Below are 16,337 nucleotides of genomic sequence, written 5' to 3' on the forward strand. Positions count from 1 at the left end.
GCGCCAGATTGTGCACCATGAACCGGCTCCGTGGTGAGCCGGTCCGCGACGTGTCGCCTGAACAGTGGCACCGGTCTCCCTATTCCCCGGCGAGCCCCAGGCGGATCCCCGACAATTGCGCGGCAGCTCCCCCGGGGAACGGCCCGGAACCGACCACCTGTTCGGGCGGTCCCGAACGCCTCGGCAGCCGGGGCGTCAGGGAGCCACGGACTCCAAGAACCCGGCGTCCGCGAGCGTCGACACGAACCCGTCCCAGCCGTCCGCAGGACTCCCGACCACGACGACCCGCGCCGGCGTCCCGCCGGGCGTCGTCCGGCCCTCGAGCAGCTCGAACCGCCCGCCGGCCTCGGCGAGGACGAGTCCCCCGGCAGCGTGGTCCCAGGGCTGGGGGCCGGCCTCGACGTAGCCGTCGGCGGCGCCCTCCGCGACGTGGCACAGGTCGAGCGCGCACGAGCCCATCCGGCGGATGTCGCGCACCTCGGGGAGCAGCCGCGCGACGCAGGCGGCCTGGTGCTCGCGCACCTCGCGCTGGTAGCCGAACCCGGTGAGGACGAGCCGCTCGCCCGCGGGCGGCACCGGGCGGACCCGGATGGGGAGTCCGTCGCGCGTCGCGCCCTCGCCGCGGGCGGCGGCGTACGTCAGGCCGGTCCAGATCGCGACGACCGCTCCGGCGACGACCTCGCCGCCGACCTCGACCGCCACCGAGACGGCGCAGTCCGCGAGGCCGTAGAGGTAGTTGACCGTGCCGTCGATGGGGTCCACGACCCACCGGACCCCGCTGGTGCCGGGGAGGTCGTCGCCCTCCTCGCCCAGCACCGCGTCGTCGGGCCGGTGCTCGGCGATGCGGCGCCTCAGCAGGTCCTCGACGGCGCGGTCGGCCTCGGTGACCACGTCGACGGCGCTGCTCTTGGTGTCGGCCACCTCGATGCCGCCGCGGCGCATGTCGCGCGCGAGCTCCGCACCCTCCCGCGCGAGCGCGACGGCGAGGTCACGCAGGTCGGCCGGCGCCGGGACACCCCGGGCAGCGCTCACGAGTCAGCGCCGCACAGTGCCGGGCGCTCGCCGCGGGCGTTGGGGCAGCAGCCGACACCGCAGACGTCGGGGCCGGCCCCCATCGAGCCGACGACCGGACGCTCGGGCGACTCGCCCCGCTCGGCGGCGGCCCGCTCCAGCACGAGGTCGCGCACCATCGCCACGAATCGTGGGTCGACGCCGGCCGACGCCGCACGGACGGCGCGGATCCCGAGCTTCTCGGCGGTCTCCATCGCCTCGGTGTCGAGGTCGTAGATGACCTCCATGTGGTCGGAGACGAAGCCGATCGGCGCGATGACGACGGAGTCGACGCCGTCGGTCGCGAGGTCCTCGAGGTGGTCGTTGACGTCGGGTTCCAGCCACGGCGTGGACGGGGCGCCGGAGCGCGAGCAGTAGACGAGGTCGTGGCGGTGGGCGCGGCCGGTGGCCTCCTTGACCCGCCGGGCGATCTCGTCGGCGGTGCTGCGGTGCTGGCGCACGTACGCGCCGCGCGGCTGACCTGCCGGGTCGAGCGAGCCGCTCGTCTCGGACATCGCGGTCGGGATCGAGTGCGTCACGAACACCAGGCGCGCCCGCTCGCCACCGTCGGGCAGCTCGGCCAGCGCGGCGAGGACGGCGTCGACGTTGGGGTCCACGAAGCCGGGGTGGTTGTGGTACTGCCGGAGCTTGTCGAGCCGCGGCGCACCCGGCACGGCCTCCACGGCGTCGTACAGGTTCTCCCGGTACTGCCGGCACGACGACCACGACGAGTACGCCGACGTGGCGAAGACCGCCGCCCGCTGCACCCCGTCGGCGGTCATCCGGGCGAGGGTGTCGGCGAGGTAGGGGTCCCAGTTGCGGTTGCCGAAGTAGACCGGCAGGTCGATCCCCTGCTCGGCGAAGTCCTTCTCCAGGGCCGCGATGAGGGCCCGGTTCTGGTCGTTGATCGGGGACTTGCCGCCGAAGAGGAAGTAGTGCTCGCCCACCTGCTCCAGGCGCTCGCGTGGGATGCCGCGGCCGCGGGTGACGTTCTCGAGGAACGGCACCACGTCCTCCGGCTTCTCCGGGCCTCCGAAGGAGAGCAGGAGCAGGGCGTCGTAGGGCTGCACGTCGGGCTGCGCAGGATTCATGCCGTCAGCGTAGATCGCCCTACGATACGGGCGATGCTCGACTCCTACGGCCGCGTGCTGCGGCGCCCCGGCGCCTTCGCCTTCAGCGCTGCCGGACTCGTCGCACGGCTGCCGATCTCGATGGTCGGGCTGGGCATCGTGCTGCTCGTCGAGGACCGCACCGGCTCCTACGGCCTGGCCGGGACCGTGTCGGCCACCTTCGTGCTCGCCGAGGCCGCGTTCGCGGTGCTGCACGGCCGCTGGGTCGACCACTTCGGCCAGTTCCGGGTGCTGCCGGTCGCGATCTCGGTGTTCGGCGCCGGCCTCGCGCTGATGATGCTGGCGGTCGAGCAGGGCTGGGCGCGCCCGTGGACCTACGTCTTCGCCGCCGTCGCCGGTGCGGCGCTGCCGCAGGTCGGCGCGAGCGTGCGCACGCGCTGGTCGCACCTGCTCGAGGAGTCCGGCGAGAAGCAGACGGCCTTCGCGCTGGAGGCGGTGCTCGACGAGGTCGTCTTCGTGGTCGGTCCCGTCGTGGTGACGTTGCTCGCGACGAGCTGGCACCCCGTCGCGGGGCTCACGACGGCGCTGGTCACCGGGGTCGTCGGGACGTTCGCGTTCGCGCTCCAGCGGTCGACCGAGCCACCGGCGCGGCGGACGTCGCCGGCCGGTGAGCGCCCGCCGATGCCGTGGCGGCTGGTCCTGCCGCTGGCGCTGGTCTGCCTCACGCTGGGGGCGCTGTTCGGTGCCGCGGAGGTCACCACCGTCGCGTTCGCCGAGGAGCAGGGACGGCGCTGGGTCGCCGGCTGGCTGCTGGCGGCGTGGTCCTTCGGCAGCCTGGTCGCCGGGCTGGTGACGGGCGCGATCGCGTGGCGCAGCGGGCCCGAGCACCGGCTGCGCTGGGGCTCGGCCGCGATGGCGCTGGCGATGGCGCCGCTGCCGTTCATCGGGTCGGTGCCGGTGATGGCGGTGGTCCTGCTGGTGGGCGGACTGTCCATCGCGCCCACCCTCATCGGCACGATGACGATGGTGGAGCAGCACGTGCCGTCGGGCCGCCTCACCGAGGGGATGGCCATCCTCCACACGGGGATCGTGGCGGGCGTGGCGCCCGGCGCCAGCGTCGCCGGCCTCGTCGTCGACCACAGCGGGGCGTCGGCGGCGTACGTCGTCGCGCTCGCCGGCGGCGTCCTCGGCGCGCTCGTCGCGCAGACCGCCCGCCCGGGCCCCACCTGATGCCCTAACGTGCGGGCATGAGCACGCCCTTCGACGGCACCCGCTGGCGCAACTGGTCAGGCCTGGAGGAGGCCGTGCCGGAGCACGTCGAGGAACCGGCCGACGTGGCGGCGGTCGTCGACGCCGTGCGCCGGGCCCGGCGCGACGGCACGACCGTCAAGATGACCGGCACCGGCCACAGCTTCACCGCGATCGCCGCTCCGGAGCACACCCTGCTGACGCCAGGGGCGATGACCGGGGTGCTCGCGGTCGACCGCGAGGCCATGACGGCCACCGCCCGGGCCGGCACCCCGCTCAAGGAGCTCAACCTGACCCTGGAGCGGCTGGGCCTGTCGCTTCACAACATGGGTGACATCGCCGAGCAGACCCTCGCCGGCGCCACGTCGACCGGCACCCACGGCACCGGCGGGGTCGCCGCCGGGCTCGCCGCCCAGCTCGCGGGCCTCGAGCTCGTCGACGGCACCGGCGAGGTCGTGCGTGCGTCGGCTGAGGAGAACCCCGACGTCCTCGACGTCGCCCGCGTCGGGCTCGGTGCCCTCGGCGTGCTCACCGCGCTGACCTTCCACGTCGAGCCGCTCTTCGTCGTCGAGGCGCACGAGCAGCCGATGCGCTGGGACGAGGCGCTCGAGTCCTACGACGACATGGTGGCGGCGTCCCACCACGTCGACATGTACTGGTTCCCCCACACCGACGCGATGATGGTCAAGCAGAACGTCCGCACCGACCTGGAGCCGGGCGAGCAGGACCCGCCGTCGGCCCTGGCCGCGTGGTGGGAGGACGAGCTGGTCTCCAACACCGTGTTCGGCGCCCTGTGCCGCGTCGGGTCGCGGGTGCCGGCGCTGGTCCCCCGGATCAACCGGCTCGCCGGTCACGCCCTGTCCGAGCGCACCTACTCCGACCTCGCGCACCGCGTGTTCGTCAGCCCGCGCCGGGTCCGGTTCCGCGAGATGGAGTACGCCGTCCCGCGCGAGGTCGGGCTCGACGTGCTGCGCGAGTGCCGCCGCCTGGTCGAGGCGAGCGACTGGCGCGTCGCGTTCCCGGTCGAGATCCGCACCGCGCCCGCCGACGACGTGCCGCTGTCGACCTCGCACGGACGCGACAGCTTCTACCTGGCCTTCCACGTGCCGATGGACACCGACCACCGCGCCTACTTCGGCGGCCTCGAGCCCGTGCTGCGGGAGGCAGGGGGTCGCCCGCACTGGGGCAAGGTCCACACCCGCACGGCGGCCGACCTCGCTCCGGCGTACGACCGCTTCGACGACTTCCTCGCGATGCGCGAGCGGCTCGACCCCTACCGGGTCTTCGCCAACGCGTACCTGCGCCGGGTGCTCGGCGACTGAGACCGTCTCAGACGTTGGCCGGGCCGCGGGGCATCGGCGCCTGCCACCCGCGCACCAGCGCCAGCAGCCGCCAGCCCAGGCAGGTGCCGAAGCCCGCGGCGGCCACCACGAGCAGCGACAGGTCGGCCCGGTCGAGCACGACGGCGACGGCCGCGCCCGCGAGCGCCGGGGTCGCGTAGAGGACGCCCTCGAAGATGACCGGCACCCGACCGGCGAGCACGTCGCGGATGACGCCCCCGCCGATGCCGGTGACCATGCCCATCAGCGCCGCGGGCAGCGGGCCGAGGCCGTAGTCGACGGCCTTGAGCGCGCCGGTCACGCAGAAGAGCGCGAGCCCGAAGGCGTCGAAGAGGGTGACCACCCGCTCGAGACGGCCGACCGTCGGGTGGAACACGAAGGTGAGCAGCCCCGCGGTGGCCGGGACGAGGAGGTAGCGCCAGTCGGCGAGCGCCGCCGGCGGGGTGGCGCCGATGAGGACGTCGCGGATGAACCCGCCGCCCAGGCCGGTCACGCCGGCGAGCACCGTGGCGGCGAAGAGGTCGAGGTGCTTGCGGACCGCGACGAGGGCCCCGGTGACCGAGAACACGAAGATGCCGACGAGGTCGAGGACCACCAGCATGGTGGACAGCTCGGGCGACGGCACGCGCGAAGATTATCCCGCCGGCCACCCGCGGGCGCGCCGCAGGTGGAGCGCCGTGGCGACCCCGCGCTGGCGTAGGCTCGCCGGAACGCACGCCGAGCGCACGACACCCGCCCACCCGCGACCAGCCGAGACCACCAGCCGACCACCAGCCGCAGTCAGGAGCCCGCCGACCATGGCCCAGCTGACGTTCACCGGACGCAGCGGTGACGGCAAGCGCCTGCTGCTGGTGGACGACGAGGGTCGGGAGCACACGCTGGTGATCGACGCCCGGCTCCGCCGCGCCCTCACGGGCGTGCCCGACCGCACCGGCCAGTTGGAGATCCCGATGGAATCAAGCCTCCGCCCCCGCGACATCCAGGCGCGCATCCGCGCGGGTGAGACTCCGGAGTCGGTCGCTCACGCCGCGGGGACCTCGGTGGAGAAGATCATGCCGTTCGCGGCACCGGTCCTCGCCGAGCGCGCCCACGTCGCCGAGCGCGCGCAGCTGGCGTCGGTGCGCCGCCGCTCGACCGAGTCCGGCGCCCGGACGCTCGGCGAGGCGGTCGGCGCCCAGCTCCGCTCGCACAACGTCGACCCCTCCCAGGTCGAGTGGGACGCCTGGCGCCGGGAGGACGGTCGCTGGACCCTCACCGCGGCCTACGACGTCGCCGGCCGCATCGGCACCGCGACCTTCTCCCACGACCCGCGCGGCAGCTTCGTCACCGTCGACGACGACGACGCCCGATGGCTCGTCGGCGACGTCCCTGCCCCCGCAGCCGAAGCCTCCCCCGCGGCGCCGGCCTCCGACGACCTGGCCGCCGCCCGCCAGCGTCGGCTCAGCTCGGTCGGCGCCGACGAGCTCCCCCTGGGTGACGACGCCATCGAGATGGTCACGACCGACCGTGCCCCGGCACCCGACGACGATTCGGCCAACGAGGCCACGGCCGAGCTGACCGCCCTGTCCGACGAGCTGGGCGCCGAGCGGCCCGTCGAGGCCTACCTCGAGGGCACCGACGTCCCCAGCGCCGATCGCGGTGCGGTGGACCGCGGCGCCGCCCCGCGCGACGACGCCGGCGAGCCCGCCGAGGAGGCGCCCGCCGCGCAGCCGCCGGTCGAGCCGCGCAGCAAGCCCGCCCGCAAGCGCGGCCGCGCCTCGGTGCCGAGCTGGGACGAGATCATGTTCGGCGGCGGCAAGAACGACTGATGCGGCTGCTTCGCCTGGGGGTCCACCCGCTCAAGTCAGGCGCGGTGCGGTCGGTGGCCTCGGCGTCCGTGGAGCCCCGCGGCCTGGTCGACGACCGGTCGTGGATGGTCGTCGACGGCTCGGGACGGCTCGTGTCGTCACGGGAGGTCCACGCGCTGCTCACCGTCGTCGCCGACACGCCGTCGACCGACCCCACGGTGAGGCGCGCGCTGCGCCTGCGGGCCCCGGACCTCGACGACCTCGACCTGGACGTCCCGACCGGTGACGCCTTGCCCGTCCGGCTGTTCTCCCTCGACCTGACCGCCGTGCCGATCCCCGACGCCGACGCCTGGCTGGCCAAGGCGCTCGGCCGCGACGACGTACGTCTGGTGTGGTGCCACGAGCCGCACCGGCGACGCCTCCAGCCGGGCTACTCCTCCGAGCGCGACCACACCGCGTTCGCCGACTCGTTCCCGGTCACGGTCGCCTCGCTGGCCTCCTTGCGGCAGCTCGACGACTGGATCGTCGAGGAGGCGCTCGAGCGTGGGGAGGAACCGCCTGGTCCGCTCGCGATCGACCGGTTCCGCCCCAACCTCGTGGTCGACGGCGACGAGCCGTTCGCGGAGGACCGATGGACGTCGCTGACGGTCGGCGAGGTCCGCTTCCGCGTCGCCAAGCCGGTCGGCCGATGCGTGGTCACGACGATCGACCTCGACACGCTGACGACCGGCAAGGAGCCGGTCCGCACGCTGGCGCGTCGCCGGCTCGTCGGCGGCAAGACGCTGTTCGCGGTGCACGTGGTGCCCGAGACGACCGGCCGCGTGTCGGTCGGTGACGAGGTCGTCGCCCGCTGACCCGTGGCTGCCCGCGGCCGTCAGCGTCCGGTCGCGACCGGCCGGTCCGGGTCGGTGACCCACCCGCTCCAGCTGCCGGGGTAGAGCGCCGCCTCGATGCCGGCCGCCTCCATCGCCACGAGGTCGTGCGCGGCGGTCACACCCGACCCGCAGTACGCCGCCACGGTCCCCGCCACCTCTGCCCCGACGCGGGCGTAGACCTCCCGGAGCCGCTCGGGCGGGAGGAAGCGACCTCGCTCGTCGAGGTTCTCGGTGGTCGGGACGTTGACCGCGCCGGGGATGTGTCCGGCCACCCGGTCGACCGGCTCGGTCTCGCCCGCGTACCGCTCCGCCGCGCGGGCGTCGACGAGCACCTCCACGTCCTGCACGTCGTCGGGCCCGACGACCGCCATCTGCTTGTCGGCCGACACCGTGAAGTCCCCTGGGTCTGGCGTGACGTCGCCCGACTCGACCGGGTGGCCGTCCTCGCGCCATGCGGTCCAGCCGCCGTCGAGCACCCGTACGTCGTCGTGGCCGTGGAAGCGCAGCAGCCACCACGCCCGCGCGGCCGCGCGGCCCTGCCAGTCGTCGTAGACCACCACGGGGCGGTCGCCCCGCACGCCCGCGCGCCGCATCGCCTCGGCGAAGCGCGCCTCGTCGGGCAGCGGGTGCCGGCCACCGTCGCCGGGCAGGTCGGCCAGGTCGGCGTCGAGGTCGACGTACGCCGCGCCCGGCACGTGCCCGGCGCGGTGCTCCTCGCGCCCGGGCGGACCCCCCATCGCGTAGCGCACGTCGAGGACGGTGACCTCCCCGAGCGTCGCCGCGAGCTCGTCGGTGCTGATGAGCGGCTGCCTGCGCGGGGCGGGGCTGACGACCTGGTCCATGCCCGGCACGGTAGCCGTCGTCCGGGCCTGCGGCTGTGACAAGATCGCCCGGACATGGCTGAACTGCACTTCTTCACGGGCACGATGGACTCCGGCAAGTCGACGCTGGCGCTCCAGACCAACCACAACCACGCCGCACGCGGCCGGGTGGGGCGGATCTTCACCACCCACGACCGCGCCGGCCAGGCCGTGCTGTCGAGCCGTCTCGGCCTGACCCACGACGCGCTCGAGGTCGACAGCGACTTCGACTTCTGGAAGTACGTCGTGGACACCCTCACCCGTGGCGGCCGGATCGACTACCTGATCTGCGACGAGGCCCAGTTCTACTCCGCCGCGCAGATCGACCAGCTCGCCAAGGTCGTCGACGAGCTGCAGATCGACGTCTTCGCCTTCGGCATCCTCACCGACTTCCGCACCCAGCTGTTCCCCGGCAGCGGCCGGCTCGTCGAGCTCGCCGACCGGATGAACGTGCTCCAGGTCGAGGCGCTGTGCTGGTGCGGCAAGCGCGCCACCCACAACGCCCGCACCGAGAACGGCGCCATGGTGACCGACGGCGAGGTCGTCGTCGTCGGCGACGTCGACCAGGCCGACGAGCCGCCCGCCGACGTGGCGTACGAGGTGCTCTGCCGCCAGCACCACCGCCGCCGGCTCACCGCCGCGCGCGCCAAGGCGGTCAGTCTGGCACCGGAGCCGCTGCCGTTCGGCTGAGCGGCCGGCCCATCCCGACCCCGTGGCGAGTCCTGCGACGGACTCCCCCGCGGCACTGGCCAGTGAGTCTCTCGGAGACTCACGGCATCTTGCGGCGTCTCCGCTCCCCCCCGATCGACCGTGAGTCTCCAGGAGACTCGAGGGCCAGCATGGGCCCCGACGCCGACCGCACGCGCGGCCAGGCCACGACCTTGAGTCTCCAGGAGACTCAAGGGCCAGTGCCGGCCGGGCGGGCGCCGACGGGGGGCCCGGAGCAGTGAGTCTCCAGGAGACTCATGGGCCAGTGTCGCGACCGCCGCCTCATCCGGACGCCGGACGAGGGCCGGGGTGGTCCTCAGCCGACGAGGATGGGGATCCGCATCTCCGCCGGCGTCAGCGACCCGTGGAGGCCGACGAGGGTGTTCTCGTAGGGGAAGTCGCGGGTGGACACGATCGCCGTGTCGTCGTGGCAGGCGACCATCACGTCGCCGAGGCGCGGCAGCACGCCCGGGGCCACCGAGCCGAACCAGCCACGCCCGACCACGTCCTCTCGACTCAGGACGGTCGCGCGGGCGCCCAGCACCTCGCGCCAAGTCGCGACGACGTCGTCGACGGCACCGGCCGCGCAGTAGACGTGTCGGAAGCGCGCCTCGCCGCCGATCAGCGCCACGCCGTCACGCATGCCGTCGACCTCGTCGACGTCGACGCGCGCGGACGACGGGCTGTCGACCATGCCGTGGTCGGCCACGACGAGCAGGCGGGTGGCGGACGGCAGCGCCTCGCGCAGCTGCTCGGCCTCGGCGTCGACCATCGCCAGCTGCTGCAGCCACTGCGACGACGCGACGCCGAACTTGTGGCCGGTCCAGTCGAGGTCGGAGTCGTAGACGTAGGTCAGCGACGGGGCGTGGGCGGAGGCGGCGACGGTGGCGGCGATCCGCTCGCCGACCCGGTCGGCGCCGACGTAGGTGGCGCCGCGCTGGGAGGCGACGGTGAGCCCGGACCCGTTGAAGTCGCGCTTGTTGACCGAGGTGACGTGGACCCCGGCGTGGGCGAGCCGCCCGAAGGCCGTCGGGTGGGGCTGCCACTCGGTCGGGTCGACGTGCTTGTCCCAGCCGAGGTGGTTGAGCAGCCGGTCGGTGCCGGGGATGCGCGCGGTGAACCCGACCAGGCCGTGGGCGCCGGGGGGCAGGCCGGTGCCGAGCGAGGTCAGCGACGTGGCGGTGGTCGAGGGGACGCCCGCGGTGCCGGTGGTGCCGCCGTCGAGGAGGGAGGAGAGGTAGGGCGCGGCGTGGCCGTGGCGGGTGAGCAGCTCGGCGCCGAGGCCGTCGACGAGGAAGACGACGTACGACGGCGCCGGGGGCAGGTCGAGACCGACCGGGTGGCCCTCGAGCGGGGAGCCGAGGGCCCGCGCCACCGACGGGAGCACGTCGGCGAGCGAGCGGTCGCCGTAGGCGGGCGCGGTCAGCCCGGCCGCGTCCGGGGTGGAGGTCACCGACAGCCTCAGCCGCGCGTGCGCGCGGAGAGCGCGTCCGCGAAGGCCAGCAGGCCGCCGACGGCGTCCTTGCCCTCGGCTGCGGCGGAGACACGCAGGGTGTAGTCGTCGCCGGCCAGCGTGCCGGTGTAGCCGTGGTCGGCGTCGCAGTTCGGGTCCGAGCAGCCGGCCGGCTCCAGGTCGAGGCGTCCGACGCCTCCCCAGCCGATGGTGAGCACCGCCTCGGCCGGCGGGGCGACGCCCGCCGTGGGGTTGGCCACCATCCGGGTCACCACCACCGTGCGGATCGAGGTGAGTGTCACCGCCTCGGTGGTCGTCGAGGTGTAGGGCTCGGGCAGGAGGTCGTCGCCGGGGTGCTCGTCGGTGTGGGCGATCACCAGGCGCGTGGGCGTCAGCAGCAGCGCCGTGAGGTGCCGTCGCACCTCCTCGTGGTCGAACGTCGTCTCGTGGTGGACGAAGAACGAGACGACGTCCTCACCCCCGGCTGCCGAGAAGACGCCGTCGGCGACGACCTCCGGGTAGTAGCCGGTGCGGTGGATCGCCTGGCGGAGGTCGTCGGAGACGTCCGCGTCACGGGTGGAGCGGGCCATGGGGGAAGTCTGTCACGCGTCCCCGCTCAGTCGGGGATCGTGTCCCCGGGCATCGTGGACAGCCGGCGCACGAACCAGTCGGAGCGGGGGTCCTTCACCGGCTCCACCCGGACGGTCGCCCCGAGCACCGCGGCACCGTCGGCGCCGGCGAGGACCAGCGGCAGCTGCAGCGCGCGCACCTGCGGCAGGTCGTGCTGGAGCTGCGCCACCTGGCGGACGAGCCGCTCGATCTCCTCCACGTCGACGATCTCGCTGCCGCGGTAGCCGAAGAGCAGCGGCGAGGCCTTGATCTCGCGGACCATGTCCTGCGCGTCGTGGTCGGCCAGCGGCGGGATCCGGTAGGAGCGGTCGCCGAGCAGCTCGGTCAGCGGTCCGCCGATCCCGAAGGAGAGCACAGGGCCGAAGAGCGGGTCCTCCATCGTCGAGATCGTCACCGGCACGCCGGGGTGGGCGTTGCGCTGCACCACGAAGCCGGCGCGCGACGGGTCGGTGATCACCTGGTTGAGCGTGGTCCAGGCGTCCGCCATCTCGTCGGGGGTGTCGATGTTGCGCCACACGTGCGCGAGGTCGGGCCGGTCGCGCAGGTGGTCGGCGGTCGCCTTCAGCACGACGTCCCAGCCCAGGTCCTCCCCCGCCGCGACCGCCTCGTCGAGCGACTCCACGGCGTAGGTCTCCCACAGGTGGATGCCGTAGGCCTCCAGCAGCCGCAGCTGCTCCGGGAAGTCGAGCTCACGACCCTCCGGGTGGCGCATCAGCACCTCGTTGACGAGGTGGCGGGCGGCGTCGCGGTCGACCTCGCCCGGCTCGACGCTCGACGTCTGGGGCACGCGCACCCACACCGCGTACTCAACCACGCGCGCGAGCGCGCGCACGGCCGCCTCGACCTCGGGGTACGACGGCACCGACCCGCGGCCGGCGCTCGAGCCGGCCACGTCGGGCACCCGGAGCAGCTCGGGCACCCCCTCGGTGCCGAGGAAGGTCGACACGATGGGCTTGTCGGACTGCTCCCCGACCGCGGCGAGCACGTTGGCGACGTCCTCGCGGGCGCCGGCGACATTGAGCGGCGGGATGAAGATGGCGACCACCGAGTCGACCTCGGGGTCGTCGATCGCCGCGTCGAGCGCGTCCTCGAAGTCCTCGGCCGTCGCGTCGGCGCCGAGCGCCTCCTGCTTGTTGACCACCAGGCCCACCGAGTTCGCGGCGTCGGCCGCCAGCAGGCCCAGGGCGTCGGAGTTGCCGACGATCGCGACCCGCCGCCCGCGGGGCAGCGGCTGGTGCGCCAGCAGCTGGGCGACGTCGAACATCTGCTCCAGCGACTCCACCTGGATGATCCCCGCCTGGCGGAACATCGCGTCCACCGCGTCGGCCGGCGCCGAGATCTTGCGGACCGCGTGGCCCATCGGCACGCCCTGGGAGCTGCGGCCCGAGCGGACGGCGACGATCGGCTTGCGGCGGCTGACTCGTCGCGCGATCCGGGAGAACTTGCGCGGGTTGCCGATCGACTCGAGGTAGAGCAGGACGACCTCGGTGGCGTCGTCCTCCTCCCAGTACTGCAGCAGGTCGTTGCCCGAGACGTCCGCGCGGTTGCCGGCGCTGACGAAGGTGGTCAGGCCCAGGCCGCGGTTCTGCACCTTCTCGAGGATCGCCGAGCCGAGCGCGCCCGACTGGCAGAAGAAGCCGGCACGCCCGCGCGGCGGCATCACCGACGACAGCGAGGCGTTGAGCGAGACGTCGGGGTCGGTGTTGATGATGCCGAGCGCGTTGGGCCCGATCAGCCGCAGGCCGTACGAGCGCGAGAGCCCCACGAGCCGGCGCTGGCGCTGGCGGCCCTCCTCGCCGGTCTCGGCGAAGCCGGAGGAGATCACGACGAGCCCGTGCACGCCCTTGGCGGCGCAGTCGAGGACGACGTCCTGGACCGCCTCGGCGGGCACCGCGACGATGGCCACGTCGACCTCGCCGGGGATCTCGCCCACCGACTTCCAGGCCGGCATCCCGGCCACCGAGTCCGCGCTCGGGTTGACCACGTGGATGCGCCCGGCGAAGTTGCCCAGGACGAGGTGGCGCACGAGCGCGCGGCCGATCGTGTCCTGGCGGCGGCTGGCGCCGATGATCGCGACGGACCGGGGCGAGAAGAACCGCTCGATCGAGGCGAACTCGGCGCGGTGCTCGCGCTGCTCCATCACCCCGATGGCCGTCTCGGTCGGGTCGATCCGGAAGACCAGCTCCATCACGCCGTCCTCGAAGGCGCTCTTGACCTGGTACCCGGCGTCCTTGAACGTGTGGATCATCGCCTGGTTGTCCGGCAGCACCTCGGCGACGAACTCCTCGACGCCGCGCTCGCGGCCGGCCTGCGCGAGGTGCTCCAGCAGGAGCTGGCCGATGCCGCGGCCCTGGTGGCGGTCCTCGACCAGGAACGCCACCTCGGCGTAGCCGGGCCGGATCGTGTCGAAGCGACCCACCGCGATCATCTCGCCCGCGACGGTGAGGATCAGCGCCACCCGGTCGCGGTGGTCGACGCGGGTGAAGCGGTCGAGGTCGCGCTCGGAGAGCTCCGGCATCGGGGAGAAGAAGCGGTAGTACTTCGACTGGTCGGAGACGCGCGCGTAGAACTCGACCAGCAGGGCGCGGTCCTCGGGCTGCATCGGCCGGATGTGCGCCGTGCGGCCGTCCCGGAGCAGGACGTCGGCCTCCCAGTGGCGCGGGGGCGAGGTCGTGCCCGGCCCGGCTGCTTCGGCGTCGACGTCGGTCACGGCATCAATCTAACGAATCACCGGCCGTCCGCGCCGACCGATGTCGACCCGTCCGGCGAGCCCCCGCCCGGCGGCGCACCGGCACCGGCGAGAATGGGCCGCATGGCACGCCGTACGACGAAGCAGCCCCTCCCGGACGACTTCGAGGAGCACATCCTCGACACCGACATCCGCGACGAGATGCAGACCTCGTTCCTCGAGTACGCCTACTCCGTCATCTACTCCCGGGCCCTGCCCGACGCCCGCGACGGTCTCAAGCCCGTCCAGCGCCGCATCCTCTACACGATGGACGACATGTCGCTGCGTCCCGACCGCGGCCACGTCAAGAGCGCGCGCGTCGTCGGCGAGGTGATGGGCCGGCTGCACCCGCACGGCGACGGCGCGATCTACGACGCCCTGGTCCGGATGGCGCAGCCGTGGTCGATGCGGCTGCGGACCGTCGACGGCCACGGCAACTTCGGCTCGCCCGACGACTCCCCCGCCGCGATGCGCTACACCGAGTGCCGGATGGCGCCGGCCGCGGTCGCGATGACGGCCTCCATCGACGAGGACACCGTCGACTTCAAGCCCAACTACGACTCGCGCGAGATGGAGCCGGTCGTGCTCCCCGCGGCCATCCCCCACCTGCTGGTCAACGGCTCGGCCGGCATCGCCGTCGGCATGGCCACCAACATCGCGCCGCACAACCTGGTCGAGGTGGTCCAGGCGCTCAAGCACCTCATCACCCACCCGCAGGCCGGCCTCGACGACCTGATGCGGTTCATCCCCGGCCCCGACCTGCCCACCGGCGGCAAGATCGTCGGGCTCGACGGCATCCGCGACGCGTACGAGTCGGGGCGCGGCACCTTCCGGATGCGCGCCACCGCGCGGGTCGAGTCCGTCACCGCCCGCCGCAAGGGCATCGTCGTCACCGAGCTGCCCTACGGCGTCGGCACCGAGCGGGTGATGGAGCAGATCAAGAAGCTGGTGATGGCCAAGAAGCTCCAGGGCATCGCCGACATCAAGGACCTCAGCGACCGCGACCACGGCCTGCGCCTGGTCATCGAGGTGAAGAACGGGTTCGTGCCCGAGGCGCTGCTCGAGCAGCTCTACCGCCAGACCGCGATGGAGGACTCCTTCGGCATCAACGCCGTCGCCCTGGTCGACGGGCAGCCGCGCACCCTCGGCCTCAAGCAGCTCCTCGAGGTGTTCCTCAAGCACCGCTTCGAGGTGGTGCGGCGTCGCTCGACCTTCCGCCGCAAGAAGGCCGCCGACCGGCTGCACCTGGTTGACGGACTGCTCATCGCCATCCTCGACATCGACGAGGTCATCCAGGTGATCCGGTCCTCCGACAACGCCGCGGCGGCCAAGGAGCGGCTGATCCAGGTCTTCGAGCTGTCCGAGCTGCAGGCCGACTACATCCTCGACATGCCGCTGCGCCGCCTGACGAAGTTCTCCAAGCTCGAGCTCGACAAGGAGAAGGCCGAGCTGGAGCGCACCATCGAGCACCTCGACGCGATCCTGGCCGACGAGAAGCTGCTGCGGAAGGTCGTCTCCGACGAGCTCGGCGACGTCGCCAAGGAGCACGGCACGCCGCGCCGCACGGTGCTGCTCGGCGCCGCTCCGGCGATCTCGGCCGCCGCGTCCGTCGAGGTCTCCGACGACCCCTGCTTCGTGCTGATGTCCTCGACCGGGCTGCTCGCCCGGACCCGCGACGCGGGGCCGCTCGGGTCGGGCGGCGACCGCGCCAACCACGACGTGACGGTCTCCGCGGTGCGCACCACCAAGCGCGGCGAGATCGGACTGGTCACCAACCGCGGCCGGCTGGTGAAGGTCCCGGTGCTCGACATCGGCGCCGAGCTGCCCTCCACCGCCAACGACCCCCACGTCGCGGGCGGCGTCCCGCTGTCGGAGCTGGTGGCGCTGGAGGCCGGCGAGCGGGTGCTGGCCCTGACCTCGCTGGCCGGCGACGGCCCCGGCCTCGCCCTCGGCACCCGCGACGGCGTCGTCAAGCGGGTCAACCCCGAGGTGCTCAACCGCGACGACTGGGACGTCATCGGGCTCAAGGACGACGACGAGGTCGTCGGCGCGGTCGAGCTGCGCACGGGCGAGGAGGAGCTCTGCTTCATCACCACCGACGCCCAGCTGCTGCACTTCCCGGCCCCGGGCGTACGTCCCCAGGGCCGCTCCGGCGGGGGCATGGCGGGCATCAAGCTCGCGGCCGGCCAGACGGTCGTGTTCTTCGGCGCGTTCGACCCTGCCGACGCCGTGGTCGTCACCTCGTCCGGGTCCTCCACCGCGCTCGAGGGCACCGAGCCGGGTTCGGTGAAGGTCACGCCGTTCACCGAGTACCCCGGCAAGGGCCGTGCCACCGGAGGCGTCCGCAGCCACCGATTCCTCAAGGGCGAGGACACCCTCGTCGCGGCCTGGGCCGGGCCCGGCCCCGCGCGGGCCGCAGCCGCGAGCGGCGCCCCGGTCGAGCTGCCCGCGGCCAACGGCCGGCGCGACGGGTCCGGCGTACCTGCTCCGCAGCCCATCGCCGCGATCGCCTCCCCCGTCACGGCACAGGTCACGGGCGACGCCGCCGCGGCGGACGCCCCCGCCGGCGACGCTGTGGAAGGCTGAGC

General features: G+C 73.6%; 13 protein-coding genes. 6 read left to right on the forward strand and 7 right to left on the reverse strand.

The genetic code is table 11. The annotated features are described in order from the left end of the window. Nucleotides 1-195 precede the first annotated feature (195 nt). Together ACFFJG_RS19725 and ACFFJG_RS19730 are read right to left on the reverse strand one after the other, a co-directional pair. Entirely contained in the window at nucleotides 196-1,032 is an 837-nt protein-coding gene (locus ACFFJG_RS19725; protein WP_378520506.1) for an inositol monophosphatase family protein, read from the reverse strand. Beyond that, a complete protein-coding gene (locus ACFFJG_RS19730; protein ID WP_378520507.1) occupies nucleotides 1,029-2,141 on the reverse strand; it encodes a ferrochelatase in 1,113 nt (370 codons plus the stop codon). The genes ACFFJG_RS19725 and ACFFJG_RS19730 overlap by 4 nt, the downstream gene beginning before the upstream one ends. A 33-nt stretch (nucleotides 2,142-2,174) precedes the next feature. On the opposite strand from ACFFJG_RS19730, the gene ACFFJG_RS19735 reads away from it, so the two are divergent. Both ACFFJG_RS19735 and ACFFJG_RS19740 read left to right on the forward strand, forming a co-directional pair. Next, the gene (locus tag ACFFJG_RS19735; RefSeq protein ID WP_378520508.1) at nucleotides 2,175-3,350 is read left to right on the forward strand and encodes an MFS transporter; all 1,176 of its coding nucleotides are present in this window, start codon (nucleotides 2,175-2,177) and stop codon (nucleotides 3,348-3,350) included. 17 nt (nucleotides 3,351-3,367) lie between these two features. Next, nucleotides 3,368-4,690 (forward strand): D-arabinono-1,4-lactone oxidase, encoded by a 1,323-nt coding sequence (locus ACFFJG_RS19740; protein ID WP_378520509.1) that lies wholly within the window; start codon nucleotides 3,368-3,370, stop codon nucleotides 4,688-4,690. A gap of 7 nt (nucleotides 4,691-4,697) precedes the next feature. On the opposite strand, the gene ACFFJG_RS19745 is transcribed toward ACFFJG_RS19740, so the two are convergent. After that, entirely contained in the window at nucleotides 4,698-5,333 is a 636-nt protein-coding gene (locus ACFFJG_RS19745; RefSeq protein ID WP_378520510.1) for a trimeric intracellular cation channel family protein, read from the reverse strand. A gap of 172 nt (nucleotides 5,334-5,505) precedes the next feature. On the opposite strand from ACFFJG_RS19745, the gene sepH reads away from it, so the two are divergent. Further along, nucleotides 5,506-6,516 carry a septation protein SepH gene (sepH, locus tag ACFFJG_RS19750; RefSeq protein WP_378520511.1) on the forward strand — a complete coding sequence of 337 codons (1,011 nt, stop codon included), beginning with the start codon at nucleotides 5,506-5,508 and terminating at the stop codon, nucleotides 6,514-6,516. Continuing rightward, a complete protein-coding gene (locus ACFFJG_RS19755) occupies nucleotides 6,516-7,349 on the forward strand; it encodes an MOSC domain-containing protein (RefSeq protein ID WP_378520512.1) in 834 nt (277 codons plus the stop codon). The genes sepH and ACFFJG_RS19755 overlap by 1 nt, the downstream gene beginning before the upstream one ends. A 20-nt stretch (nucleotides 7,350-7,369) precedes the next feature. On the opposite strand, the gene ACFFJG_RS19760 is transcribed toward ACFFJG_RS19755, so the two are convergent. Next, on the reverse strand, nucleotides 7,370-8,212 hold the full coding sequence (locus ACFFJG_RS19760) for a sulfurtransferase (protein WP_378520513.1): 843 nt from the start codon (nucleotides 8,210-8,212) through the stop codon (nucleotides 7,370-7,372). Between the two features lie 54 nt (nucleotides 8,213-8,266). Between ACFFJG_RS19760 and ACFFJG_RS19765 the strand changes: the two genes are divergently transcribed. Next, entirely contained in the window at nucleotides 8,267-8,920 is a 654-nt protein-coding gene (locus ACFFJG_RS19765; protein WP_378520514.1) for a thymidine kinase, read from the forward strand. Between the two features lie 334 nt (nucleotides 8,921-9,254). Here the strand turns inward: ACFFJG_RS19765 and ACFFJG_RS19770 are convergent, their stop codons facing one another. From ACFFJG_RS19770 to ACFFJG_RS19780, 3 genes are read right to left on the reverse strand one after another with little or no spacing between them, the layout of a single operon-like run. Next, complete coding sequence (locus ACFFJG_RS19770; RefSeq protein ID WP_378520515.1) at nucleotides 9,255-10,391, reverse strand: alkaline phosphatase family protein; 1,137 nt, start codon at nucleotides 10,389-10,391, stop codon at nucleotides 9,255-9,257. A gap of 8 nt (nucleotides 10,392-10,399) precedes the next feature. After that, the gene (locus tag ACFFJG_RS19775) at nucleotides 10,400-10,981 is read right to left on the reverse strand and encodes a DUF5998 family protein (protein WP_378520516.1); all 582 of its coding nucleotides are present in this window, start codon (nucleotides 10,979-10,981) and stop codon (nucleotides 10,400-10,402) included. Nucleotides 10,982-11,007: 26 nt separating this feature from the next. Beyond that, nucleotides 11,008-13,731, reverse strand: coding sequence for a bifunctional acetate--CoA ligase family protein/GNAT family N-acetyltransferase (locus tag ACFFJG_RS19780; protein ID WP_378520517.1), 2,724 nt, complete (start codon nucleotides 13,729-13,731; stop codon nucleotides 11,008-11,010). A 102-nt stretch (nucleotides 13,732-13,833) separates the two neighbouring features. On the opposite strand from ACFFJG_RS19780, the gene ACFFJG_RS19785 reads away from it, so the two are divergent. Continuing rightward, the gene (locus tag ACFFJG_RS19785; protein WP_378520518.1) at nucleotides 13,834-16,335 is read left to right on the forward strand and encodes a DNA gyrase/topoisomerase IV subunit A; all 2,502 of its coding nucleotides are present in this window, start codon (nucleotides 13,834-13,836) and stop codon (nucleotides 16,333-16,335) included. Nucleotides 16,336-16,337: the final 2 nt, after the last annotated feature.

This window comes from Nocardioides zeicaulis, from assembly GCF_042432345.1.
Taxonomy (GTDB): Bacteria; Actinomycetota; Actinomycetes; order Propionibacteriales; family Nocardioidaceae; genus Nocardioides; species Nocardioides zeicaulis.

What these genes read in the sequence shown, in the direction of transcription:
- ACFFJG_RS19730 (WP_378520507.1), bottom strand. Translation starts at nt 2,141, where the DNA reads ATGAATCCTGCGCAGCCCGACGTGCAGCCCTACGACGCCCTGCTCCTG.
- ACFFJG_RS19735 (WP_378520508.1), top strand. Translation starts at nt 2,175, where the DNA reads ATGCTCGACTCCTACGGCCGCGTGCTGCGGCGCCCCGGCGCCTTCGCC.
- ACFFJG_RS19740 (WP_378520509.1), top strand. Translation starts at nt 3,368, where the DNA reads ATGAGCACGCCCTTCGACGGCACCCGCTGGCGCAACTGGTCAGGCCTG.
- sepH (WP_378520511.1), top strand. Translation starts at nt 5,506, where the DNA reads ATGGCCCAGCTGACGTTCACCGGACGCAGCGGTGACGGCAAGCGCCTG.
- ACFFJG_RS19755 (WP_378520512.1), top strand. Translation starts at nt 6,516, where the DNA reads ATGCGGCTGCTTCGCCTGGGGGTCCACCCGCTCAAGTCAGGCGCGGTG.
- ACFFJG_RS19760 (WP_378520513.1), bottom strand. Translation starts at nt 8,212, where the DNA reads ATGGACCAGGTCGTCAGCCCCGCCCCGCGCAGGCAGCCGCTCATCAGC.
- ACFFJG_RS19765 (WP_378520514.1), top strand. Translation starts at nt 8,267, where the DNA reads ATGGCTGAACTGCACTTCTTCACGGGCACGATGGACTCCGGCAAGTCG.
- ACFFJG_RS19775 (WP_378520516.1), bottom strand. Translation starts at nt 10,981, where the DNA reads ATGGCCCGCTCCACCCGTGACGCGGACGTCTCCGACGACCTCCGCCAG.
- ACFFJG_RS19785 (WP_378520518.1), top strand. Translation starts at nt 13,834, where the DNA reads ATGGCACGCCGTACGACGAAGCAGCCCCTCCCGGACGACTTCGAGGAG.